This is a genomic window from Fructobacillus sp. ESL1129 (genome assembly GCF_058507945.1).
The window spans coordinates 1,311,528-1,336,152 of record NZ_CP196668.1 but is presented as its reverse complement, the minus strand read 5'-3'; the positions used below and the strand labels follow the sequence as shown (position 1 = coordinate 1,336,152).

25 protein-coding genes are annotated in these 24,625 nt (G+C 46.7%); 10 read left to right on the top strand and 15 right to left on the bottom strand.

Going from position 1 to position 24,625, the window contains the following annotated elements; translation table 11 throughout:
* Positions 1-199 precede the first annotated feature (199 nt).
* Positions 200-532 carry a preprotein translocase subunit YajC gene (gene yajC, locus ACSYSL_RS06630; RefSeq protein WP_010690573.1) on the bottom strand — a complete coding sequence of 111 codons (333 nt, stop codon included), beginning with the start codon at positions 530-532 and terminating at the stop codon, positions 200-202.
* 44 nt (positions 533-576) lie between these two features.
* On the bottom strand, positions 577-1,794 hold the full coding sequence (gene tgt / locus ACSYSL_RS06625; RefSeq protein WP_491708635.1) for a tRNA guanosine(34) transglycosylase Tgt: 1,218 nt from the start codon (positions 1,792-1,794) through the stop codon (positions 577-579).
* Between the two features lie 131 nt (positions 1,795-1,925).
* Here tgt and ACSYSL_RS06620 point away from each other — a divergent pair, with 131 nt between their 5' ends.
* Entirely contained in the window at positions 1,926-2,432 is a 507-nt protein-coding gene (locus ACSYSL_RS06620) for an NUDIX domain-containing protein (protein WP_338342486.1), read from the top strand.
* Between the two features lie 421 nt (positions 2,433-2,853).
* Positions 2,854-3,594 (top strand): sulfite exporter TauE/SafE family protein, encoded by a 741-nt coding sequence (locus ACSYSL_RS06615; RefSeq protein ID WP_010690578.1) that lies wholly within the window; start codon positions 2,854-2,856, stop codon positions 3,592-3,594.
* A gap of 32 nt (positions 3,595-3,626) precedes the next feature.
* On the opposite strand, the gene ACSYSL_RS06610 is transcribed toward ACSYSL_RS06615, so the two are convergent.
* The 9 genes from ACSYSL_RS06610 to ACSYSL_RS06570 form a co-directional block, all read right to left on the bottom strand.
* On the bottom strand, positions 3,627-4,424 hold the full coding sequence (locus ACSYSL_RS06610; RefSeq protein ID WP_491708634.1) for a 2-keto-4-pentenoate hydratase: 798 nt from the start codon (positions 4,422-4,424) through the stop codon (positions 3,627-3,629).
* Between the two features lie 48 nt (positions 4,425-4,472).
* Complete coding sequence (locus ACSYSL_RS06605; protein ID WP_491708633.1) at positions 4,473-5,588, bottom strand: PTS sugar transporter subunit IIC; 1,116 nt, start codon at positions 5,586-5,588, stop codon at positions 4,473-4,475.
* A 303-nt stretch (positions 5,589-5,891) separates the two neighbouring features.
* Positions 5,892-6,674, bottom strand: a complete 783-nt coding sequence (gene trpA / locus ACSYSL_RS06600; RefSeq protein WP_491708632.1) for a tryptophan synthase subunit alpha — start codon at positions 6,672-6,674, stop codon at positions 5,892-5,894.
* Positions 6,667-7,860, bottom strand: a complete 1,194-nt coding sequence (gene trpB, locus ACSYSL_RS06595) for a tryptophan synthase subunit beta (protein ID WP_491708631.1) — start codon at positions 7,858-7,860, stop codon at positions 6,667-6,669. Before trpB ends, trpA begins: the two co-directional genes overlap by 8 nt.
* Positions 7,853-8,467, bottom strand: a complete 615-nt coding sequence (locus ACSYSL_RS06590) for a phosphoribosylanthranilate isomerase (RefSeq protein ID WP_491708630.1) — start codon at positions 8,465-8,467, stop codon at positions 7,853-7,855. The genes trpB and ACSYSL_RS06590 overlap by 8 nt, the downstream gene beginning before the upstream one ends.
* 3 nt (positions 8,468-8,470) lie before the next feature.
* Entirely contained in the window at positions 8,471-9,247 is a 777-nt protein-coding gene (gene trpC, locus ACSYSL_RS06585; RefSeq protein WP_491708629.1) for an indole-3-glycerol phosphate synthase TrpC, read from the bottom strand.
* Positions 9,244-10,257 (bottom strand): anthranilate phosphoribosyltransferase, encoded by a 1,014-nt coding sequence (gene trpD, locus ACSYSL_RS06580; RefSeq protein ID WP_491708628.1) that lies wholly within the window; start codon positions 10,255-10,257, stop codon positions 9,244-9,246. Before trpD ends, trpC begins: the two co-directional genes overlap by 4 nt.
* Entirely contained in the window at positions 10,238-10,846 is a 609-nt protein-coding gene (locus tag ACSYSL_RS06575) for an anthranilate synthase component II (RefSeq protein ID WP_491708627.1), read from the bottom strand. The genes trpD and ACSYSL_RS06575 overlap by 20 nt, the downstream gene beginning before the upstream one ends.
* Positions 10,827-12,287: an anthranilate synthase component I family protein gene (locus ACSYSL_RS06570; protein WP_491708626.1), complete on the bottom strand. Its 1,461-nt coding sequence runs from the start codon at positions 12,285-12,287 to the stop codon at positions 10,827-10,829. Before ACSYSL_RS06570 ends, ACSYSL_RS06575 begins: the two co-directional genes overlap by 20 nt.
* Before the next feature lie 837 nt (positions 12,288-13,124).
* Between ACSYSL_RS06570 and aroE the strand changes: the two genes are divergently transcribed.
* The 8 genes from aroE to ACSYSL_RS06530 all read left to right on the top strand — a co-directional run bounded on the left by aroE (position 13,125) and on the right by ACSYSL_RS06530 (position 20,669).
* On the top strand, positions 13,125-14,024 hold the full coding sequence (gene aroE, locus ACSYSL_RS06565) for a shikimate dehydrogenase (protein WP_491708625.1): 900 nt from the start codon (positions 13,125-13,127) through the stop codon (positions 14,022-14,024).
* The gene (gene aroD, locus ACSYSL_RS06560; protein ID WP_491708624.1) at positions 14,002-14,775 is read left to right on the top strand and encodes a type I 3-dehydroquinate dehydratase; all 774 of its coding nucleotides are present in this window, start codon (positions 14,002-14,004) and stop codon (positions 14,773-14,775) included. Before aroE ends, aroD begins: the two co-directional genes overlap by 23 nt.
* The gene (locus tag ACSYSL_RS06555; protein ID WP_491708623.1) at positions 14,765-16,210 is read left to right on the top strand and encodes an MFS transporter; all 1,446 of its coding nucleotides are present in this window, start codon (positions 14,765-14,767) and stop codon (positions 16,208-16,210) included. Before aroD ends, ACSYSL_RS06555 begins: the two co-directional genes overlap by 11 nt.
* 77 nt (positions 16,211-16,287) lie before the next feature.
* Entirely contained in the window at positions 16,288-17,457 is a 1,170-nt protein-coding gene (gene aroC, locus ACSYSL_RS06550) for a chorismate synthase (protein ID WP_491708622.1), read from the top strand.
* Positions 17,458-17,466: 9 nt separating this feature from the next.
* Positions 17,467-18,738: a 3-phosphoshikimate 1-carboxyvinyltransferase gene (gene aroA / locus ACSYSL_RS06545; RefSeq protein ID WP_491708621.1), complete on the top strand. Its 1,272-nt coding sequence runs from the start codon at positions 17,467-17,469 to the stop codon at positions 18,736-18,738.
* Between the two features lie 3 nt (positions 18,739-18,741).
* The gene (locus ACSYSL_RS06540; RefSeq protein ID WP_338345028.1) at positions 18,742-19,596 is read left to right on the top strand and encodes a prephenate dehydrogenase; all 855 of its coding nucleotides are present in this window, start codon (positions 18,742-18,744) and stop codon (positions 19,594-19,596) included.
* A gap of 3 nt (positions 19,597-19,599) precedes the next feature.
* Positions 19,600-20,106, top strand: a complete 507-nt coding sequence (locus ACSYSL_RS06535; protein WP_491708620.1) for a shikimate kinase — start codon at positions 19,600-19,602, stop codon at positions 20,104-20,106.
* 14 nt (positions 20,107-20,120) lie between these two features.
* Entirely contained in the window at positions 20,121-20,669 is a 549-nt protein-coding gene (locus ACSYSL_RS06530; protein WP_491708619.1) for a hypothetical protein, read from the top strand.
* A gap of 46 nt (positions 20,670-20,715) precedes the next feature.
* On the opposite strand, the gene ACSYSL_RS06525 is transcribed toward ACSYSL_RS06530, so the two are convergent.
* From ACSYSL_RS06525 to whiA, 4 genes are all read right to left on the bottom strand, one after another.
* Complete coding sequence (locus tag ACSYSL_RS06525; protein WP_491708618.1) at positions 20,716-21,867, bottom strand: PTS sugar transporter subunit IIC; 1,152 nt, start codon at positions 21,865-21,867, stop codon at positions 20,716-20,718.
* Positions 21,868-21,924: 57 nt separating this feature from the next.
* A complete protein-coding gene (locus tag ACSYSL_RS06520; RefSeq protein WP_010690599.1) occupies positions 21,925-22,920 on the bottom strand; it encodes a D-2-hydroxyacid dehydrogenase in 996 nt (331 codons plus the stop codon).
* Positions 22,921-22,990: 70 nt separating this feature from the next.
* Positions 22,991-23,599: an ATP-dependent Clp protease proteolytic subunit gene (locus ACSYSL_RS06515; protein WP_010690600.1), complete on the bottom strand. Its 609-nt coding sequence runs from the start codon at positions 23,597-23,599 to the stop codon at positions 22,991-22,993.
* Positions 23,600-23,682: 83 nt separating this feature from the next.
* Positions 23,683-24,624, bottom strand: a complete 942-nt coding sequence (gene whiA / locus ACSYSL_RS06510) for a DNA-binding protein WhiA (RefSeq protein ID WP_491708617.1) — start codon at positions 24,622-24,624, stop codon at positions 23,683-23,685.
* Position 24,625: the final 1 nt, after the last annotated feature.

Here is a 24,625-nt window from a genome sequence, read left to right as displayed (position 1 = left end):
CTCTGAATCGTTCATTTACAGGCATTACGCCCTCTACAATATTCTGTGATTATTAGCTTACCACCAAAATTTTAAAAGATAAACGGCAGATGATAGTCAAAAATGTTCATTTGACCCATTTCTGACAACGGCCCTTTTAAACTTGGAAAAGAAAAAACAGCCCCCAAAAGGGTACTGCTTTTGCTTAAGAAATCAGACCTTAGTCTTCCTTCTTCTCTTCAGCATCGTCTGCTTCCTTTTCATCAGCGGGTGCTGCTGTTTCAGCAGGCTTTGCTGCTTCGGCGTTCTTCACGGAACGGATAGCCGTTACTTCAAAAGTCAAGATAACGCCTTCACAGTCCAAGTCAACCGTCTTGTCGGCTTCGTTCACGCGGTCAACCTTACCGTGCAAACCGCCGATGGTGATGACGTCAGAGCCCTTCACCATTTGGTTCTTCATTTCTGCTTGGCGTGCCTGCTGCTTCTTTTGTGTGCGTTGCATCCAAAAGACCATGGCAACAACCAAAATCAAGGGGAGGATAAAGTTTTGCATGAGTTGCTTCCTTTTTCTAGTTATTTGTTACATTGTACCAGATTTTAAAAAAGTCGTGCGTTCTTTTTATTATAACCGTACTCTTCCAAAATCCGTTCCCTAAATTCCAATAACCGATCTTCTTCAATTGCCGTCCGCATTTCTTCCATTAAGTGGAGGAGGTAGCGAAGGTTATGCTCGGAAGCAATTTGAGCCCCCAAACGCTCGTTAGCGTTAAAGAGATGGTGCAAGTAGGAGCGGGACAAATTCTGGTAAGGACTGTAATTGGGTAAATCATATTGGGCTAAATTGCCGAACTGATTCTTTCGAATTGGATTATCGGAATAATAAGTCAAATCTGGGTCGATTGGTGAAAAGTCGGCCTTATAACGGGAATTTTTAATGACCACACGACCCTTTGAGGTCATGAGTGTCCCTTTCCGGCCAATTCTAGTTGGTAAAACACAATCAAACATGTCGATACCACGAATGACCCCATCAATCAGCGAATCGGGAGCAGCAACTCCCATTAAGTAACGTGGCTTGTCTTCCGGCAAGAGCGGCACGGTAAAGTCCAAAACACGGTTCATTTCTTTTTTAGATTCACCAACAGAAAGTCCCCCAACGGCATAACCAGGTAAATCCATTTTAACTAATTCAGTTGCGGATTCAGTCCGCAAGTCTCGGAAACCCGCTCCCTGAACAATGCCAAAAAGAGCTTGTGTATCCGTTTTTTTGTGGTATTTTTGTGCTCGATCTGCCCAGCGAAGCGACCGTTGCATGGAATCTTTAATATAATCATAGGTTTCAAAATACGGAATTGCCTCATCCAACTGCATCATCACGTCTGAACCTAGGTTGTTTTGTATTCGCATGGCCACTTCCGGGGACAAAAACATCTTGTCGCCGTTAACATGGTTTTGGAACGTCACCCCCTCTTCCTTCAGCTTGCGAGCATCGGAAAGGGAGAAGACCTGAAAGCCACCCGAATCAGTTAAAATCGCCTGGTCCCAGCCCATGTATTTGTGTAACCCGCCTGCTTGTGCAATCAGTTCATCTCCGGGACGAACCCAGAGATGATAGGTGTTGGCCAGGATAAACTGAGAACCAATCTCCTTCAATGTTCGAGTGTTAACGCCCTTAACCGCTCCCTGGGTTCCAACGGGCATGAACATCGGCGTTTCATAGGTGCCATGTGGTGTATGGAGTCGTCCCCTTCGTGCACCAGTATGCTTTTCTGTATGAAGATGCTCGTACCAAACGGCTGCTTTCTTATCTGTCATGATTTACCCACTTGTTTCTTTTTACTTCTTTCATTGTAACACGGACACCTTCCCGCAGTTGTTTCTTCACCTTGACAGCGTTATGATAGCGGAAGCTTAAAATATATTGAGAAGCGAAAGGACTAGACGAAATGGAAGAAAATTACATTGCACGGATGCGTGCCAAAGTCGGTCACGAAGGCATGATTTTCAATTCCGCCTTTGGCGTATTATGGAACGAAGAACACGATGCCATTCTTTTGGAAAAACGTGGTGATTCCAAGGTGGGCTACGGTTTCCCCGGCGGTTTCCTAGAATATGGGGACTCCCCAATGCAAGCCGTTGTTCGCGAATTTAAGGAAGAAACGAATTTAGACGTTGAAGTGGTTCGTCTACTAGGAATCGCCACTCACGTTAATCCCAAGAACTCTTGGGGCGATGCTCAGGAGACCATTTCAATGGGCTTTGAAGTGAAACTGGTGGCGGGCACAGATACTAGCCATCTAAAGGCGGATGGCGATGAAACACTTGATGTCGCCTTTATTCCAGTTAATCCCCGGCCACAAATGTTCGTTCCTGCTGCGCAAAACACGTTGGAGCGCATCCTGACAATTAACGAAAAGAGCGATCAACCATGGCTTCGTGAGCCTGGTAAATAAACATCATGAGCAACCCAGCTTAGGGTTGTTTTTTTCTACAAAACTTTATTTTTAAAAATGTATAATATTTTAAAATATTTGTATTTATCACTAAGTAGTGCTACACTGAACTTGCTAGAAATCGTGGCAGATACTCCTAGTATTACTGTCTTAAAACCCTATTCTATTTTTCATTCAATTACACATTCAATTGACTAAACTTGGTTTAGTACGATTCATGTTTTCAAACGGACACCCAACCGTTTGAAAATACTTCCTAAAATTTTAACGATTTACCTAATTAAGTCATGTTAACAAATGCTTTGATTTCCCAACTGCCACGATAGCAAAAGAGAGGCCGAATATTCGGCCTTTTTTTGTTCTTTTTAAAGGAAACTGTTAGACTAAAAAAAGCAATTATTTCATTACAAGAGAGAAAAAAATGTTAATTATTTTATATGGTTTCTTAATCGGTTGCTTCGTTACGCTAATTGGCGGCGGCGGCGCGACTTTTTACTTGGGTGTCTTGACCTCTTCACTGGCGATGTCAACGGAAATGGCGGTGCCAACTTCTCTGTTCATTGCGGTGTTTGCCCTTCTTTCGGGCTTCCTAACACAGTTAAAACTTAAAAACGTTGATTTACGGATCGGTAATCGGCTCATTTTCGCCGCCATTCCCGGCATTATCATCGGAACCGCCGTTTCCCGCTTCATTCCCGCAGTCATCTATCAAACAGCCATTGGTTGCCTATTAACTTTCATGGGCTGTGTTGTCCTTTACAAAAACCTTCGCAAGAAGAAAAAAGAACAGGTGGTTAACGAAAAGTCTAAAGTTGCCCTTCTCTTCGGTCTCATTTCCGGCTTAATGGTTGGCTTTGGTGGCCTATCGGGTGGTTCTGCGGTCGTGGCCGGCTTGTCCATCATTGGTTTGCCAGCCGTTAAAGCAACGGGAACAACAACCTACATTCTCTGGGTTTTGGCCGTTGTTGGCTTGTTCAGTCACTTAGCCGCTGGTTCCCCAATTTCATGGACCGCGGGCCTCTTCCTGATGGCCGGGGGAATTGCTGGTTCCGTCCTAACACCGCTCGTACTCCGCCTCTTTGATCAAAAGAAACTGAATAAGTTTCTTTCGCCTATGCTGGGCTTTGTCATTATCTACTTCGGTTTGAACTTAATTTTCTAAAAAAACGCTGGTTGATAACCAGCGTTTTTTGCTTACTTTGTAACTACAACCGTTACGGTTGGCATGCCTTCGTTAAAAGTCGCCTCCCACTTCCCCTCCGTCAAGTGAGGTGGCAACAAAAAGGTTCCTGAGGAAACCTTTTGCCCCTTTGTTAACGTCTTACCCTGACTGGCCAATTTCTTAACCAACCATTGCAAGGAATTCAACGGATTCCCAAGGACTTCTGAGGACTTCCCTGCGCCAACTTTTTCACCATCATGGAAAAGTTCCGTCGACACATTGGCCAACTCATCCATGGAATAATCCGTCGTGTCCTTGCCCTCTCCATAGACAACGTAACCACCAACGGCAGCATCGGACATAACCAGGTACTTGTTCAAACTAGGGAACCATTCCGCAAAACGGGAATCTGGCACTTCCACACCGGGTGCCACGGTCGTTTTCTTCGCCAATTCTTCCAATGAATCAGCGGCTGACAAATCTTCCTTGGCAGTAAAGACCAGCTCGACCTCTGTCAGCGGATCCATTAAATCCTTTGACAAGGACAACGCTGTGCCGGACTTAACAAAGTGGCTTTCCACCTGAGCTCCGTAGAGTGGTTCGTTGGAATCAAACATGTCCTGGGTTTCCTTGCTCGTCAACGAGACTTTGTAGCCACCGACTTTTTCGCCCTTTTGCTTCATCAGAGCGTCTTGAACCTGATAGGCCTCGTCGTCAGTCGTCACAACACCAGTCCAGTCCGCCATTTGTAAGGGCTTTTGCGTTTTGTAGGCCTCATAGAGTGCCTGTGCCAATTCCATGCCCTTTTTCGTCATTTGCTTTTCAGTCATTTTTCAATCCTCCATTTTTTACATAAACGTTTCATTAGTAGTTATTGATTAAACCAAATCCAAGTGCAAGTCGTTCTTCTTTGTCAGACCCATCTTTGTCATCAGGTAGTAGAAAACCACGGCCGCCACTGCTGGCAGCAACATTCCGAAGAGAACATAGAGTCCGAAAGTGTGCAGGTTTGTTCCGGCCAAAGCCAGTGGGGCAACCAATGAATTCAAGCCCATGCCGGCAAGGGCGTAAGGGACTTTGAATGAGAAGACACCAACCGCAACCATAGCTGAGACAGCGGCCATTAGGGCTGGCCCGAAGAACAGCAAGGGGCTCTTCAACAGGTTCGCAAACTGAACTTTTGGTGTCACGATACTTTGGGCAACGAAAGCTCCAAGGTTGTTTTGCTTCCAAGACATCACGGGATACATCACAAAGCCAGCAGTCGTGCCGATCATTGCGGCCCCAGATGACAAGGGGTCAAGCATAACAGCGATGGCCAAAGCGGCAGAAGAAGCGGGTGTCATTAAGAAGAGGAACCAGAAGAAGGCAACGACGAAGGCCCCTAAGAATGGGTTCACTTCCATGGTCTTGGCCAGTGACTCCGAGATCCAGTTCAAGAATGGCGTCGTGTAGGTAGCGGCGAACAAACCAGTTACCGTACCAGCAACAACTGCGGCAAAGGGTACTAACATCATGTCCAAAGGCGTCTTACCCGATAGGTAGTTACCAACCATGGCCGCGAAAACGGCGGCAAAGACGGCGGAAACGGGCTGTCCCGAAGTCATTACAAGTGAGCCAACCGGTTGATTCGCCACCCAGTGGGTTGCTGTTTGAGCGTGTGGTACGGCCGTTGTCGCGAAGTAAACGGCGTTTGATCCGACTGTGGCCGAGATTAAGGCGGCCCCTGTTGTCAAGATATTGGAACGCATGGCCATGGCTACCCCAACACCAAGCGCAGGTGCCAGCATTTTTTGACCCATTAAACCGGCCTGTACCAATACGGGCAAGTGAAAGATGTTCCCCAGTGAGGAAAGGAGAAAGCCCATTCCCAACACTGACAAGATGACATAGGAGACACCCTGTGACACTTCATAAACAACGGAATTCTTTTTCTTTTCTGGCAGCGCGTTTGGTTCGGCAACTGCTTCTTGTGTTACATTTTCGTTCGTCATATTTTTTCTCCTGTATTTTTAAAACAAAAAAAAGACGCCATTTTACTGGCGTCTAACAAAAAAAATCTGTTGAAGAGCCACCAGTCATTTTTACAAATGCTGGCAGCTTAAAGTAGTAGCCAACATTATTAGGTAATAATAATAATGGCTACAATAATGCTTGAGTTGTTTAACATCGTCTTTGACTTCAACATCATCTTTTCTCCTTGTCTTTTTTATTTATTATACATAGTAAAATGAGAAGTGCAATAGTTTTTTCATTTATTTTTAATTTTTACTGAAAAATTCTATCACACAGGCTAATTAACCCCGAATCGCAGCGACCATCTCTTGCGCATAGTCTTTTAAATGGGCTGGTGCCTGTCGACCATATTGCTCACAAATTGCCACACAGGCAGAACCAACAATGGCACCATCTGCTAACGCAGCCATTTCGTTTGCCTGTTTCGGACTGTGAATACCAAAACCAATCTCAATTGGTAAATCGGTGGCCCGACGAACTGAATTAACTAGCTGGTCTAGGTTCTGTGAAAAGTCTTCCTCTGAGCGCTGACCCGTCACACCGTTGGATGATACCAGATAAACAAAGCCAGTCATCCCTTTGACCAACCTTGGAATCCGGTCGCCCGACTGACTAGTCACCAGCGGAATCAAGTCAATTCCGTGCTTTTTTGTATAGGGGGTCAGTTCCCCCTGTTCCTCGTAAGGTAGGTCGGGGATAATCAACCCGTCCACGCCATATTTTGCACAAGCTGCGGTAAAGGCGTCATAACCATACTGAAAGACCATGTTACAGTAAACTAAAAAGGCCAGGGGTACGTCAGATTGCTGGCGAATCTTTTGGACCGCCTCAAAAATGGCATCGACTGGTAGATTCGGATCTTTCAGCGCCCGCACATCGGCTTTTTGAATTACGGGTCCATCAGCGACCGGGTCCGAAAAAGGGATTCCGATTTCGACCAAGTCTGCCCCACCCTCTGCCAATGCTAAAACGTTTTGCACGGTCGTTTCCAGGTCCGGATCGTTCGCCGTTACAAAGGCGATAAATGACTTTTGATTGGATAGTGCCTGTTGAATTTTACTCATTAATCTCGACTCCTTGATACTTTGCGATGGCTGCCACGTCCTTGTCACCACGGCCAGAAACCGTGCAGACAATAATTTCATCCTTTGGCAAAGTCGGTGCTAATTTCTGAACATAAGCAATGGCGTGGCAGGACTCCACCGCCGCGATAATGCCCTCCTGCTTGGCAATGTACTCGAAAGCCCCCACCGCTTCGTCATCGGTAATGCCTACGTATTCCGCCCGCTTAGTAGCAGCCAAAAAAGCGTGTTCCGGACCGACGCCCGGATAGTCCAGCCCGGCGGAAATCGAATAAACCGGATTAATTTGCCCTGCTTTGTTTTGCAGGAAGAGTGATTTCATCCCGTGAAAGATTCCGGTCGAACCGAGTTCAATGGTCGCTGCCGTGTCCGTTGAATGAAGTCCCTTTCCGGCTGCTTCAACACCAATCAAGGTGACTGCTGGCTGATCAATGTAAGCGGCAAACGACCCGATGGCGTTGGAACCGCCTCCGACACAGGCCACGACTTTATCAGGCAAACGCCCTTCGGCCTTTTGTAGCTGGAGCTTAGATTCTTCTGAAATCACGGATTGAAAGTCGCGAACCATGCTTGGATACGGATGGGGACCGGTCGCTGAACCCATGACGTAAAAGATGTCATCCGGGTTGGCAGCATAGGCCTGTAAAGCAGCGTTAACGGCATCCTTCAATGTTTTGGTACCCGTTTCGACTGGATGAACTGTCGCACCAAGCAATTCCATACGATAAACGTTCAACTGCTGCCGGTCGGTATCTTCCTTTCCCATATAAACGTCGCATTCAAAACCAAAGAGCGCAGCAATGGTTGCCGTCGCCACACCATGTTGACCGGCGCCAGTTTCAGCAATTAAACGTTTTTTACCCATCCGCTTAGCCAGAAGCGCCTGCCCAATGACGTTGTTAATCTTGTGGGCCCCCGTATGATTCAGGTCCTCACGCTTAAGGTAAATCTTGGCACCGCCTAAGTCTTTCGTCATGTTCTTAGCGTAATAGAGCAACGATGGTCGGTTCGCATAGTTGGCCAACAATTCGCGATAATCATGTTGAAAAGCTGGATCCTGCTTCGCCTCCTCATAGGCTGCTGCCATCCGATTCAATTCTGGAATCAAGGTTTCGGGCACATATTGCCCCCCGAATTGGCCAAAGCGGCCGGTTTTCTCATTAGTCATTCTTCTCTCCATTTCCGTGGGCAATCGCCACGAGTGCTTGCATTCTTTTTAGACTTTTTTGACCGTTTTGTTCACTCCCGGAGGATAAGTCAACACCGTACGGCTGAACTTGGTCAATCGCTTTTTGAAGGTTGGCTACGTTCAACCCGCCAGCTAAGAACGTTTTGTTCCGGGTTAAATCTGGTAAAGTCGCCCAATCTAGTTGCTGGCCCGACCCCGAGCCTGCATCAACTAGCCGATAATCTGAAACATCTTGGGGGTTGTTGACCATTTTTTTAATCTGATCAAATCCCACAGCAACCTGAATAAGCGAAACACCTTCCGCCTTCAATCTTTCAACATCCTTTCGCTCTCTTGGTGAATGTAATTGAACGATTTGAATAATCTTTTTTTGATATAAAGAAAGAATGGTCTCAATCGACTGGTCAGTGAAGACACCCACGAGGGGGATTTGATCATTCAAGGTGGTTCGTATTAATTCGGCTTGTTCGATTGTGACTCGATGCCGCCCAGTTGCAAAAACCACGCCGGCAAAGTCTGGTTGGGCTTGATTAACAGCTTCTGCATCGGCTCTCGTCATTAGCCCGCAAATCTTAATTTTTGTCATGAACTACTCCAGCGCCTTTTTAATAAAGCCCTTCTTGTCTGACGCCTTCATTAACGCCTCACCAACCAAGACAGCGTTGACACCCAGTTTCTTTAGTTCTTGAATATCTGCTACGGTTGAGACACCCGACTCGGCCACAAAGGCCACGTTCTCCGGAATCAGGTGACGCAGCTTTTTGCTATTCTCAAAGGACACGGTAAAGTCTTTGAGGTTGCGATTGTTAACGCCAATCATTTGGGCGCCGACTTTTAAAGCCCGGTTAATTTCTTCTTCATCGTGCGCTTCAACTAAGACTGCTAACCCAAGGGAGTGGGCCAGCTGCAGATAAGCCGACAACTCTTCATCGGATAAAATCGCGACAATCAGCAAAATCATTCGGGCGCCAGCGACTTTTGCCTGATAAATCATGTAGGGGTCGATGGTGAAGTCCTTCCGCAAGAGCGGAGTTGGCACCTCTTCGGCAATCGTTTTTAAGTAATCAATGTTGCCCAAGAAATAATCCGGTTCGGTTAGCACCGAAATGGCCGTCGCCCCGGCCGCTTCATACTCCTTAGCAATGGCCAGGTAGTCAAAGTCTTCGGCAATCACCCCCTTAGAGGGCGAGGCTTTTTTCACCTCAGCGATAATCGAAAGCATCGGTGATAAAAAACGCTGATAGAGTTGGTTCGGATTCATCACCGGTAGACTTTCCGCCTGCTTTTTTAGTTCAATCAGAGGCAGTTGTTGCTTTTCCACCACCAGCCGCTTTTTGGTTGCGGTCACTAAATCGTCTAGAATCATTGCAACACTTCCTTCGTTGTCAACGCCGTTAACTTCGCGATGGCGGCACCAGAATCGATGGCTGCTTGTGCTTGTTTAATTCCCTGTTCAATGCTGATTGATGAATCAACAACCGACAAAGCAATGCCAGCATTTAATAAAACAACATCTCGCCGGGGCCCTTTCTCCTTCCCAGCTAGGATAGCTTGGGTGATTTGAGCGTTCTCCTCCCCGCTACCTCCGGTGATTGCTGACTTTGTCGCCGACTTTAATCCGACATCTTCCGGCTTAATCGTTTGATAAGTGACGGCATCCCCACGCAAGCTGACAATCTTCGTGGGCGCGGAAATCGAGGCTTCGTCTAAGCCATCCGTTCCATAAATAACATCGGCTCGCTGAACGCCCAATTGGTGTAGTACTTGTGCCATTGGTTCCAATAATTCTGGCTTTGCAACACCGAGCACCATCTTTTCAGGTGCCGCCGGGTTAGCCAATGGTCCCAACAAATTAAAAATCGTTCGAATTCCTAACTTTGAGCGAATGGGGCCGACCGCCTTCATGGCTGGGTGGTAATCCTGTGCGAAAAGGAAGGTAAAGTTCTCCCTTGCAAGCATCGACTCACTCGCATCTTGACTTTGGTGGATTGGAAAGTTCAAGGCCTCCAAAACGTCAGCTGCCCCAGATTTCGAGGAAGCAGCGCGGTTACCGTGCTTCACGACTTTTACCCCCATAGCAGCTAGCAAAATCCCAGTCGTTGAGGAAATGTTAAAGGAGTTTGAGTGGTCCCCACCCGTTCCAACGATGTCCAACCCATCGGGTTGCGCTGGAAAGGTCTTCGCCATGGCGCGCATCCCGGCAGCGCCGCCAGCGATTTCGACGTCGCTTTCGCCCTTGTCAGCCAATGCCGTCAGGAAGGAGGCAATGGCCACGTCGCTTTCGTCACCAGACATCATCGCCTGGATGGCGGCCTTGCTTTCGTCAAAAGTCAGTGACTGCTTGTTTTGAATTTTTTCAGTGAATTGTTGTAACATGAGGGGCCTCCGTCATCTTTAAGAAGTTTCTAAAAATTAAATCTGCGACTTTTTCATCAGTCATAATCGATTCTGGGTGAAATTCGACACCGTAGACTTGGTTAGCTTCGTCGGCCACCGCTTGAACCGTGCCATCGTCAGCCATGGCCGTGACGGTCAGACCGGCAGGCAATGTCGTCGGATTAATCATCAGCGAGTGATAACGACCAACGATAAAGTCAGCCGGACAACCAGCAAAGAGTGGGGATTGACCATCTTGACTTTGGTGCACCAACGACGTTCGTCCGTGCATGAGTGGCGCTAAGGTAATTTCGCCACCGTATACCTGGCCAATTGCCTGATGCCCTAGGCAAACACCCAGAATGGGCACTTTCCCAATGGCTGCTCTGAGCACTTCATTCATTCGCCCGGCTTCATCTGGCCGTCCAGGGCCTGGGGATAAGATTAATCCTTGCAGCGACTTTTCCGCCAAATCAGCAATGGTTACCTGATCATTTTTAACGACTCGAATGACTTGGTCCGTTCGTCGCCCGACTTCTTGGTACAAATTGTAAGTAAAGGAATCGTAATTATCGATTAGTAGTATCATGGTTCATTTCCCTTCCACCGAGTAGGTTCATCATCAAGGCACTTTTATTATGGAATTCCAAGTACTCCTCTTCCGCCTTAGAATCGGCAACAATCCCAGCACCAGAGTGGATAACGACTTGCTCGCCCTTTTGGTAAACCATTCGAATGCCAATCGCTAGATCCACATCCCCGTTGAAATCCAACGTCCCAATACCACCCCCGTAGATGCCCCGCTTTTGCCCTTCTAATTTATTGATGATTTGCATGGCAGAAATCTTCGGTGCCCCGGACAGGGTCCCGGCTGGTAAAGTCGCTAAGACCAAGTCAATTGGATTTAGCTGCTTTTTGGCCTGACTCTCAATGGTTGAGCCCAAATGCATCACGTTCGGGAATTTCAGTAAACGTTGTAAGGCGGTCACGCGAACGGTGCCAAATTCCGATACCCGTCCAAGGTCGTTCCGACCGAGGTCAACGAGCATGTTGTGTTCGGCCTGTTCCTTTTGACTGTTTTGCAATTCTTTTTCAAAACGTTCCTCTTCTTCAGCTGTCCGCCCACGACGCCGCGTCCCGGCCAGTGGATAGGAAAAGAGTTGGGCACCAGTCTTTTTAATGAGCGTTTCGGGCGAAGCGCCTAAGACTTGAAAATCGCCGTCTCGAAAGTAGAAATGATAGGGGGAAGGATCGCCCGCCCGTAACTGTCGGCCGAATGACAACATATCGAGCTGTCCAGTCGTTTCCGCCGTTAACGGGTTAGACAAAATTAATTGAAAGATGTCACCTTGGACAATGTGCGCCTTAGCTTCTTCTACCCGTTTTTCAAATGCTGCCATTGAAAAGCGCGGCGAAAAAGTCAGTTCTCCCTTTGTATTCGCTTGTGAAGCCGACCGTTTACTTATCTTGCAGATGTTTTGTCCGTAGTCCACCAATTCTTTTTCAACGTCCTGCGGCCTTTCCTCTGCCTCAATAACCTTTATCAGGGTTAATTTGGCTTCGTCCTCTTGATAGGTAATCACCACGTCCGGTAAGAACAGGTCGGCATCAACTAGGTCACGTTCGTTTTCAACTTTTTTTAAATGAACATCTGGACTGTACCGGGCAAAGTCATAAGCAAAGTAACCAATCAGGCCCTGCTGAAAAAAAGGCCCCTGTTCCAGTCGCTGATAACTGGCTTGATTGAAGCGCTTTTTTAAGGTTTCAATCGGTTGATCACTGGTTAAAAGTGTCTGATTGTGACCATCCTTTTCATACAATTGACCATTGTTGATTCTCAATACCTTCTTTGGCTTAACGACCACCGTCGTTTGACCGTTTCGTTCAAAAACCATGGCTGGCTCATCGGTTTCGGTGAAGTTTTCAATAACAGCGTATGGATCAAATTCAGATGTTGCCATTTCAACAAGCGCTACAGGATTGGGATTCTTTTGGCTTGCTTGCTTTAGATTAGTTGTTTTCTCTTTCAATTCAGCTACCTCGCAGATTTTTATCCATTAAAAAATCCGTCCAAAACAAAACAATAAGTGCTTTGTTAAGGACGGATTACTCCGCGGTGCCACCTTAATTGAGTTGAAAAAGAAGCTAGCCAAAAAAACTAGTCATTCCAACCCCTCCTTAGCGAGATACCAACATATCCCCGGCAACTGACGTATGCCTGACGTTTCCCCTACTTGATTACTCTTTCAGGAGAACCCTCCGTGGTCCATTTAACTGCCTGCGTTCGATCACCCTCTCAGCATCGGTGACTCTCTTTGCGTGCACAACAATCTTGATCTCCACATCCTTGGTTTGTTTGGACGAATATTTAATTGCTCTTAGCTTAACCAGCAGAGGAAACTTTGTCAAGAGTAAAATTAAAATAAACTCATTTTAAATAAACTTAATTAGAATTCCAAATTAAAATAAAACGTTTTCTACATATAATGACCAATATTACCAATGAAATCGTCAAATCGACATGGAAATAAAATGAAAATATTTTTAATTTTATCTTGCATTCATTTCTCAAGCATGCTTTAATAGAGACAACTTCAGGAAAGGGATTCCAACGATGAAATCATTACCGATTAACATGATGAACCGTTACTACGGCTTTTATTACTTTAGATAGCACGTCCGGATTTGATGCGGACGTGCCGACACGTTCGCATCTAGGTAGTAAGAGTCATTTTTAACTTGGCTGACTAGGTGTAAGAAATCTAGTCGCCAATCATGAAATCGCGGGAAATCTTTCCTTGTTCACGTTTCAGGCCGACTAGGTTTAACCTAGTCGGCTTTTTTGTTTGCCAAGAAAGGAAATACACATGACACGAATTGATGGACACACGATTTTAATCGGCCTAATGGCCTATCCAATAAGACACTCCATGTCCCCGACGATGCACAACACTGCTTTTGAAGCACTCGGTTTAAACTATGCCTACCTCGCTTTTGACATCGATGGACCGCAGTTAGCAGATGGCGTCAAGGCACTTCGAACACTGGATATGCGGGGAGCCAACATCTCCATGCCGAATAAACAGGCCATCCTTCCGCATCTCGATCAACTGGACCAGTCCGCTGAATTAACAGGCGCTGTTAACACCGTGGTCAACGACGGTGGCGTCTTGACCGGTTACACAACCGACGGTATTGGCTTCGTTAATGACATGAAGAAAAAAGGTCACGATGTCAAAGGAAAAAAGGTACTAGTTGTCGGGGCTGGTGGCGCCGGAATTCCAATCGCTGCTCAATCAGCGATTGAAGGAGCAGTCGAAATTCGCGTTGCCAACCGACAAGACGACCACTTGCAAAATGCAAAAGATATTGCTCAAACAATTAACGACAAAACCGATGCAGTGGCTTCGACCTTGGCATTGGAAGACGAGGAGGCCTTCAAGGAGGCCCTTGCCTGGGCCGACATTTACGTCGATGCCACCGGCGTTGGCATGAAGCCGTTGGAAGGCAAATCGCTGGTTGAAAACCCAACGTGGTTGAAAAAAGATTTGGTCGTTTACGACACAGTTTATGCGCCACGAACGACAAAACTCATGGAAGTGGCCAAGGATGCCGGACTCCAAGCCGTATACAACGGCTTAGGCATGATGATTGAACAGGGCGCAGCCGCTTTCAAACTCTGGACCGGCCAAGACATGCCAATCGATAAGGTCGAGGCGGCCATGGTAGCAAAGGACAAAGAAAATGAGCAAAGAACTTCCCATTAAAAACATTATTCTCGGTAAAGGATCAGCCAAAGTCGCACTTCCGCTTACCTCAGTTGACGACGCTGCCCTGGTAACTGATGCCAACAATACAGCGCAAGCATCCCCTGACATTGTTGAGTGGCGAATCGACTTTTTCAAAAAATGGCAAGAGGAACAGGCACTTAGCTCCGCCGTCCAAATCATTCGCCAAGTCATGCCGGAAACGCCGCTCATTGCCACCTTCCGAACTAAGGATGAAGGCGGGCAGTTTGCCATCATACCGGACGATTACGAACAACTACTGATTCATCTCACAGACCTAGACGTCGACATCATTGATGTCGAGATTGGTAAGGGACCAGCACTAGTTAACAAGGTGATTAAAAAAGCACACCAAGCTGGCAAATTAATCATTGCTTCTTCTCACGACTTTGACAAAACGCCCACGGCGAAGCAATTGGCCGAGCGATTCAACGAGATGGCAGAGGCCGAGGCCGACATACTCAAAATTGCCACCATGGCAAATGATTCAGAAGACGCCCTTCGGACCATGTCAGCCAGCGAACAAGCAGCAAAGCTCCATGATCAACCGGTCGTTTCGATGGCCATGGGCCAAATCGGTACCATCAGCCGTCTAGCCACGACCATTTCCAAGTCAGCCATTACTTTTGCCTGTCTCAGTCAAAAGGAGGCATCCGCCCCAGGACAGGTCCGAATCAATGAACTAAGGCAAATACAAAACATCTTAGAAGGGAAATCGCATGAAAGCTAGCCAGAACATACGACTCACAACCGGTCTCTACGCCAACTATTTCGTCCACGGCTTTGGAATGATTATTCTTACCCAAAACCTTCTCCAACTCGCTCATAACTGGTCCAGCACCCTGACCACCGCCTCGTTCATTCTCTCCGGAATCGGCATCGGCCGTTTGGTCGCCTACCTTTTGATGGGCTTCATTTCCGACCATTTTGGTCGAAAGACTTCGCTTCTCATCGGAATCAGCACCTACTTGATTTTCCTGGTCTTAACCCCAATCAACCATTCACTTTCCATGGCTTATGCACTGACCGTTCTGATGGGCATTGCCAACTCTGCACTAGATTCAGCAACCTATCCCCTTTTGGAGGAAGTGTCAAAAAAAGGAACGGCAAATACCGTTTTACTAAAAGCCTTCATCTCGACAGGCGAGTTCCTTTTACCAATGATTGTCCTCTTTCTGGCAAACGAACACCTCTGGTTTGGCTTATCATTCATGGTGCCTGCGGCCGTCTTACTTGTGAACTTAATCAACATCATCACGCTACCGGTTAAAGAAATTCGGGATAAAACGATTCAAGCCACCAAGCCAGCCCTACAAGTGTCAAGTGGCAAGAAAGTCATCTTGCTCATCGCACTGCTCGTTTACGGCTTTTCTTCCATGGCCGTCATGATCTGGTTTACCCAGTGGATTACGATTTTCGCCGAAGGAATCGGCTTCTCCAAAAGTGTCGCCCACTTTCTCCTCTCCCTCTATAGTCTTGGATCCATTACCGGGGTCTTAATCGTTGTTTCGACTCTCAGCCGCTTCAACGTGAAAAAGCTTCTCTTCCTTGGTCTGAACATTTTTTCCTTAGTCGCAATCGTCACGCTTGCCTTAACGAAAAATGTTTTGCTTGCCAACTTGGCAGCCTTCTTCTTTGGATTATCAGCCGCTGGCGGCCTGATGCAAATCGCCTTGAATTCATTACTGACGATTTTCCCTAACCGAAAAGGGCTAATGACCGGTACCTTCTTTATCTTCGGTTCCATTGCCTCCTTCACGGTGCCAATTATCACGGGGCTGCTCATTAAGGTGCCCGGCCTGAACATCATCTTAGCCGATGCCTCAATGGCCATTCTTTCACTGCTCGTTGCCATCACCGTCTACATTTGCCTACCAAAGGAAAGTCAGAGCCTAGCTGATGCTCGGAAAACCATCGACAAAATCGACAAAGAAATTCTTCAACTAATCGATCAACGTTTTACCGCTGTCTCAGACGTTATCTTTTACAAGGAGAAGAGCACCTTAGCGATTCAAGATTTAAAGCGCGAAGGTATCGTCTTAGACAAAATCGCAAAAGAAAGCCCAAGAAAAGAACTGGTGCCTTACAACCAAGCCATTATTCAAGCAATTATGGATCAATCCAAAAAGTACCAGGCAGCAAAGAGTAACCAACTGAATAAATAAGAATCGATTACCTGGATATTCAGAGACAATAACTGACTTTACATCCCCATATCTCAACTGAAATAAAGGACAACATTATGATCAACTACATTACTGCAGGCGAATCACACGGACCAGAACTTTCTGGTATCTTAACTGGCATCCCAGCCGGTCTCCACCTAAACATCGACGAAATTAACGCAGCACTCTCTGCTCGGCAAGGCGGTTACGGCCGTGGCAACCGTCAAAAGATTGAACATGACCAAGTCATCATCACGGGCGGCGTGCGACACGGTGTGACGCTTGGTTCGCCAATCGCCTTAACAATCAAAAACCGCGATCACGCTCAGTGGTCCAAGATTATGGACCCGATAACCCCAGCTAATGCTGAAAACACTTTACGGGCTGTTTCCCGTCCCCGTCCTGGCCACGCCGATCTGGTTGGCGGCATGAAGTACGGGCACCGGGATATGAGAAACGTCTTAGAACGTTCATCAGCCCGCGAAACGGCCATGCGTGTAGCCATCGGAAACATCTGTAAGCAAGTCTTGGAAGTGTTAGACGTGAAAATCGTGGGCCACGTGGAATCAATCGGTGGCATTCAAGCGGCCGGCAATCAATCAATTGACGTATTAGAAATCGAACAGCTCATCCAATCAAATGACCTTCGCATCTTAGACCAAAGCAAGGTCGACGAAATCCACAACCGTATCGACCAGGCCAAGCGCGATGGTGACACCTTCGGTGGGGTTATCCGTGTTGTGGCAACCAATCTGCCAGCCGGTCTTGGTTCCTACACCTCTTGGGACACCAAGCTCGATGCCAAAGTCGCCGGCGCCGTCGTTGGTGTCAACGCAATGAAAGGTTGCGAAATTGGCGACGGCTTCGAAAACGCCGTTCGACCGGGCTCTCAAGTGATGGACGAAATCGACTGGGAAGAAGGCAAGGGCTTCACCCGGAATTCCGATCACTTGGGTGGCTTTGAAGGTGGCATGACCAATGGAATGCCCGTTATCGTGAAAGCAGCCATGAAGCCGATTCCAACGCTTTACAAACCATTGCAGTCAGCAGACATCAACTCGAAAGAAATTAAAAAGGCGACAGTCGAGCGTTCCGATACAACTGCCATTGTCCCCGCTTCCATCGTAATTGAATCCGTGGTTGCCATCGAACTAGCCAAGGCCATCTGCGAGACTTTCGACGGGTCACAAATCGACCGTTTAAAGAAACAAATCACGGACTACCGTGAAGAACTCAAAAACTTCTAAGGAGTGCACATGACAATCCCTATTTTAAAGGGCACCATTCAGGTCCCTGGTGATAAATCCCTCTCCCACCGTTCCATCATCTTTGGTGCCATTGCCGAAGGACAAACAACGGTTAAAAATTTCCTTCGGTCAAACGATTGTTTAGCGACTCTAGAGGCCTTTCGCCAAATGGGTGTCCACATTGAGGAAAATGGCAATAACCTGACCATTGACGGGGTCGGCTTGCTGGGTCTACAGGCAAGTTCAAAGCCCTTGGACATGCAAAATTCCGGGACTTCCACCCGCTTGTTAGCCGGACTTTTAGCTGGTCAACACTTTGATAGTCAGCTAATTGGTGATGCCTCCTTATCAAAACGTCCAATGGGTCGCGTCATTGACCCACTTTCTGAAATGAACGGAATCTTGCTTGCAGAAGACGGTCACTTACCAATGACCATCCATGGCGAGGTTCTCCATGGCATCCATTACCGCATGCCAATCGCTTCCGCTCAGGTTAAATCCGCCATCATTCTAGCAGCCTTAACCGCCCAGTCTGAAACAACCATCGAGGAGCCCCTGCCTTCCCGTGATCACAGCGAAACAATGCTAAAGCTCTTTTCCCCTGAATCGATTGAAAAAACCGGCCAGACGATCACCATCCATCCTGGGCATCCACTGCAGGGACAACAAATTGAAGTACCCGCTGATATTTCATCCGCCGCTTTCTTCCTAGTTGCCGGCGCTATTCTACCAGGTTCCAAAATCACCATCGAAAAAGTCGGGCTAAACCCGACCCGTGACGGCATTGTTCGTATTCTCCAACAAATGGAGGCTGATCTGACCATCGACCGCATTGACCAACCTGGTGAACCAATGGCCAACCTAACCATCAAGGCTGGCCCCCTCGAGCCCTTTCATATTGAAGCAGCAGACATCCCCGCCCTCGTTGACGAAGTGCCGGCACTGGCACTACTCGCCACAGCCGCCGAAGGTGTTTCGACCATCTCTGGTGCCGAAGAACTGCGGGTTAAGGAATCCGACCGCTTGGCAGTCATCACCTCCGAGTTAGGTAAACTGGGCGCTGACATTGAAGAAAAACCCGATGGACTGCTGATTACTGGTGGCAAACCACTACGAGTCCAAAATCCTGAGCTGGACTCGTTCGGTGACCATCGCATTGCGATGACCTTAAAAATCGCCTCACTACTCGTCGACAGACCCGTTACCATCAAAGACGACGACTGCATGGCGGTCTCCTACCCGACTTTTGTAAACGATTTAACAACACTCATAAAGGAATAACTCATGACCACTGTCTTTATCGACGGACTAGGCCTGATTGGCGCTAGTCTAGCAACCCTTATCAAAGAAAAAAATTCTAGCATCCGTCTTCTGGCCAACGACCCGAACAACGAAAATTTGAATTATATGCGTGAACAGGGGTTGCTCGATAAAGCCTGTTCCTTTGAAGAAGGTGCTAAACAAGCCGACATCATCATTCTCGCTTCACCAGTTGCTGTTATCTGTCAACGTCTTAGCGAGCTAGCTGAACTCCACCTGAAAGAAGATGTCCTTGTATCCGATGTCGGCTCTTCCAAAGTTCAAATCGAACAAAGTGCTCAGCCACTAATGGCAAAAGGAGTCGCCTTCCTAGCTGGCCACCCAATGGCCGGCTCTCACTTAACCGGTGCCAAAAACGTTGATACCAGTCGATTGGTCAACCATACCTACTTTTTGATTCAAGAAAACTGCAATCAAGAACAGGTTGCCCAATTTGAAGAGTTACTGGCTGCTGCCCACTTTGACTTTCGTCTTGTGAATGCTAAAAGCCATGACCAAATCGTGGCTGCCTCTTCCCATCTGCCACACATGGTTGCCTTTGCCCTGGCCTCCACCGTTAACCAGGCACGGGAAGCTTCCACCGTTGACTGGGGAAAGCCTGCTGCCGGCTTCCTCGACGCCACCCGGATTGCCAAAGCCGATGCCACCATGTGGACGAGTATCTTTTTATCGAATCCGAAGCAAATCTTGGCAGAACTCGATGACTTTGAAAAAGAACTTAGTCGTTTAAAGCAAGCCATTGAAAACAAAAACGCAACCGAACTATTTGATGATTTGAAGGCTGCTCAGACAGCCCGTCTTCAAATGGAAAAGGAGTAAGCTATGCAAAATCCAATTCTTATCGGATTTATGGGTGCAGGTAAAACAACCGTTGGTCGGGCCCTTTCAAAAGCCTTAAACCAACCATTTAAAGACCTCGACCAGGTCATCGAAGCAACACTCAAGCAAAGCATCCCCTCCTACTTTGAGGCAAATGGCGAATCGGCTTTTCGTCAGGTGGAAAAGGAACTATTAGCACAGCACTTATCCACAGAAAACGTTCTCGCTACGGGCGGAGGCACGGCCTGCCAAATTGCCAATCAAGAATTGTTGTTGAAAAGTCGGCGGCCCGTTATCTGGTTAAAGGCTTCTGATGCAACAACAATCCACAATCTTTCAGGGGAAGATTGGCAAAAAAGACCCATCTTAGCAAACAAAAGTGCACAAGATGTTACGAATTTAAAAGCCAATCGTGAACATTTTTACCGAAAAACGGCTGATGTGATTATCCAAGTCGATCAAAAAACGCCAGAGGCCATTGCAGAAGAAATTATCCAACGCATTTCATAAGAAAGGAGCCAACAATGCCTGCCATTCACACACTCGGTCCAAGGGAAACTGATTCCTATTTAGCAGCACAAGGGCTAACTGACGAAGACCCAGTTTATCAGCATTTTAGCATCCAATTGCACCACGACTTTTCCTCCATTTATGAAAACCTAGGCAACTATCATGGCGACTATTTCCTCGTACCGGTTGGTTATCAAGGTCCCGCGGGTGATACCTGGACCAGTCAACACTATGCACACTGGCAAGAACTAATCATTAAAAAAACTTGGTCAACCAAAACCATGGAAATGCTCCTCGTTGAAAATACTGAACAATCCAATTCAAAGTCGGTTAGTCATCGAACCACCAAGACCCTGCTGCAAGAATTTGCGGAACAAAATGACTTGCCGGTCCAGATCGACTACGTGTCAGCCAAACCACTTGCAGCCGACGCCTTCCTTTCCGGAAATTATCAATACGCCATTTTTAGTCAAAATGCCGAAAAAAAATTACAGCAACATCACCGAATTTTAGCTCGCTTTCAGCCGGAAATGATTTGGTGTCTTTATCAAATCAAATCATAAAAACCCGCTCTCAATGAGAGCGGGTTTTTATTCACATCACTTGTTTTTATAATTCTTGCTTCAAATCAGATGGTTGATACAACTTGAGCATCTTTGAAAAGATGAACTGAGCCAACAATGCTGCCAGCAGAGGAACAATTACCCAAACGATTAAAGCCACCATTGGTGAAATATAATGATTCATCACTGAGCTTGGGATTGAGGCATCCTTAATCATTGATTGCAATGGTGAAACCATTCCAATGTAGCCAAATCCGGCTGTCACAGGGGTTCCCTGCACATTAAATAGAGCAACCGGAATACCCGAAAGCGCTCCGGCAAACATAAATGGAATTAACGTCGTCGGCTTCTTAAAGATGGCTGGCATCATGCCCTTCATTGCACCCAAGAAGATGGCAACTGTCGTTCCCTTCTTGTTTACTGACCAAGAGTTAATCAACAAAACAATGGTCGTTGCCACAACGCCAACGGCACCGGCACCAGCCGCAATTCCTGATAAGTTAATGGCTAAGGCAATTCCAACCGTTGAAACGGGTGTAATCACGATTACAGAGAAAGCAATGGCAATTAAAATTGCCATTGGCACCGGTGCTAATTTGGTAAAGGATTCCACCATATCACCAATGAGAGCGGTAATCTTTCCAACTGATGGAGCAATCTCCTTACCAATGAGACCAACACCTCCACCAATTAAAATTGGTGATAACACAATAGCAACTGAACCAAAGCCGTTCAAATAGCGTGACACAAGCCAAATAACAAAGACAGCGATGGCCGAAACCAACATGGCATTAATCACATCACCGGCACCGGCCGCCATGTAGACTGTTTTAGCAGCTGGTAGCACCTTCCCAGTAATTGGATGGGTAGCCCCAACCTTGGTTGTTCCCCACAGAATGGAATTTGAAGCCACCATCGTCGCTAAGGCAACAACACCGGTATCCAACACTTTCATCTTAAAGTTCATCGCAACAGCCATTCCAATCAAGAAAGGAATCATCGAAGTGAAGAGCGTCAAAATAGCAGAAAAGTTTGCTCCCCACTCAGTTGTTCCAATACCAGAATACTGAATAATGTACTTCATCACGGCTGCCGGTAAAACACCAATCAAAATCCCATTAGCTGAACCGGATAAGACTTTAAAGAAGAAATCCTTGACGTTCAAGGCTTGCTTCCCAGAAAATTCTTGATTTGACATCCCTTTTCTCCTCATAAAAAAACCCCAAGTAATTGACTTGAGGTCTAGCATTGCTAATTAAAACTTAACAGCGATAGCAGGGGTTTCACCCTTAGCAAATGACACGGCAGCGTCAAATGACTGGTGAACCATTTCTGAAACAGCCTTCGTTGTGTAGAAGGCGATGTGTGGCGTAACCAACACGTTTTCACGAGCAATCAAGTCAGCAATCTTTGGATCAGGGAATTCCTTACCAGACCAATCCTTGTTAAACAAACCAACTTCGTGTTCGTAAACATCCATGGCAAAGTCAGAAATCTTACCTGAGTTCAAACCATCAATCACAGCATCGAGATCCATCAAGTTACCACGGGCAACGTTAACGATCACAACGCCGTCCTTCATCTTGGCGATTGATTCCTTGTTAATCATGTGTACGTTTTCAGGAACACCTGGCACGTACAATGAAATGGCATCAGCTTGAGCGTACAATTCGTCTAGCGTATCTACGTACAAGCCTTCCTTTTGCAATTCAGGGTTAGGGAACTTGTCATAGGCAATTACCTTTGCGCCAAATCCCTTCAAAATGTTAATCGCAACACGACCAATGTGACCAGTTCCGATAATACCAACCGTTTGCATGCGCATTTCACGACCGATGGTTGGTGCCCAACGCAAATCGTGCTTTGCAACCTTGTTATCCATTGGCTTCGTGCGACGAAGCAAACGAGACAATTGAATCATTGAATGTTCAGCAATAGCATTTGGTGAGTAAACAGGAACGTTTGAAATATGGAATCCCAATTCCTTAGCAGCATCAAAGTCAATGTTGTCAGTTCCAACGTTACGGAGTGACATGTTCTTCACACCGGCATCAGCCAATGCTTGCAACGTTTCCTTCGTGTAATCCAATTGTTGGTATACCACAGCTGAATCAGCACCCTTAGCCATCTTAGCCGTTTCAGGGGTCAACAATTGATCCGTGTATTCCACTTCAACATCTGGGTTCTTAGCTTCCCAATCCTTCAAAGCAGGCTTTTCATCTTCACGAATTCCGTAAGCAAAAACTTTCATATTCGTCCTCCAATATTTTTCATTCTCAGTCCATTATACGGCAAATCCTTCTAATTTGCGATAATTAGAATCACTTCTTCAGCGTCACTGGCTTTTCACCAGCCTTTTCCATGATGCCGTCAATCAATCCGTACTTCAGCGTCTCTTCGGCTGACATCCAATAATCACGTTCCGTATCACGGGCAATCGTCTTCAAATCCTTACCGGAGTTATCAGCCAAAATCTTGTTCAACTTCTTCCGTGTCTTGGTCAACTGCTCCGCAATGATGGCCATATCTGATTGTTGCGTGCCGCCAGCAGCACCACCCATTGGTTGGTGAATCAAGTACTCGGCATTCGGCAACATGTAACGGTGACCCTTTTCACCAGAAGAGGCAATAATGGTCCCCATTGAAGCTGCCAGACCCATCACAATGGTCGTTACCGGTGCTTTAATAAAGTTCATGGTATCCGTAATCGACAAGCCCGCCGTCACAGAACCACCCGGCGAGTTAATGTACATGGAAATTTCCTTATCAGGATCCTGTGCTTCCAAGAAAAGTAGTTGAGCAACGATTGAGGTTGCCATACTATCTTCCACTTCACCTTGCACCAGGATAATTCGGTCCTTTAAAAGTCGGGAAGGCAAATCATAGGACTCACGTCCATTTGCAGTTTGTTCAATAACTCCTGGCCACATAGTAATCTCCTTTTATCTTCTTTAGTATTCTATTGTAACGCAAAAACAAGACTTTCTAAAATAAAAAAGAGCGCATTCGCCCTTTATAACTTATCGGCATCAAAAGTACCTTCGTCAATCTGTTTAGCCAATTCTTTTAGTTTACGCATCCTGTGATTAGCGCCAGATTTTGAAATTTCCAGATAATCCCCAATTTCGGTTAGTGAGGCATCTGGATGCTCTAAACGCGCCCTGGCAAAGTCGGCTAACTTAGTTGGCAACTCATCCAAATCCCCGATTACTCCCTGTATGGTCAGAATAGTCTGAACCTGGGCATTGGCCGCGTTGGCCACCTTTTGTAAATTCGCCATATCAGCGTTGATCATTCGATTAGCAGAATTACGCATATCTTTTGCCAATCGAATATCTTCAAAACGAAGCATGGTAGCAGTGGCACCAATCAATTTAAGAAATTCAACAATCTTATCCGAACGCTTCAGATACAAAACAAACTGTTTTGAACGGCTAATCATCTTCACGGGCATTAAGAAACCCTGAATCAAAAGTAATAGTTGATCCGCCAAGTCTTCCTGACCAGTGGCAATTTCCAAATGGTAATTTGATTTTTCTGGCGAATTCACCGAACCAGCGGCTAAAAACGCACCACGAAGGAAAGCAGCACGCTTATCCTCGGTATTTAAGAGCCACGCTGGCACCGTCTGATCAATTCCGAAGGGATCGACACCCAAATCATCCAAAACGGCAGCAACTTCACTTCTCAAAACCACAACCAAAACTTTGTGCTCTGATAAAGCAAACTGCTTCTTAACGGATACATCTACCTCAACTTGTGGGTACGATTGACGAATCAATGTATAAATACGTCGAGCAATGGCTGGATTATCCGTTTGAACACGGACTTCCTGTTCGAAACCAAGTGTCGTGACCCCGTTCATCTGAAGGAGCGCCGCTAATTCAGGCTTGGCCGCATCATCCGACACAATCCTGCCAGTTAGTTCTTTTTTTACTTCAGCTGCAAATGACATG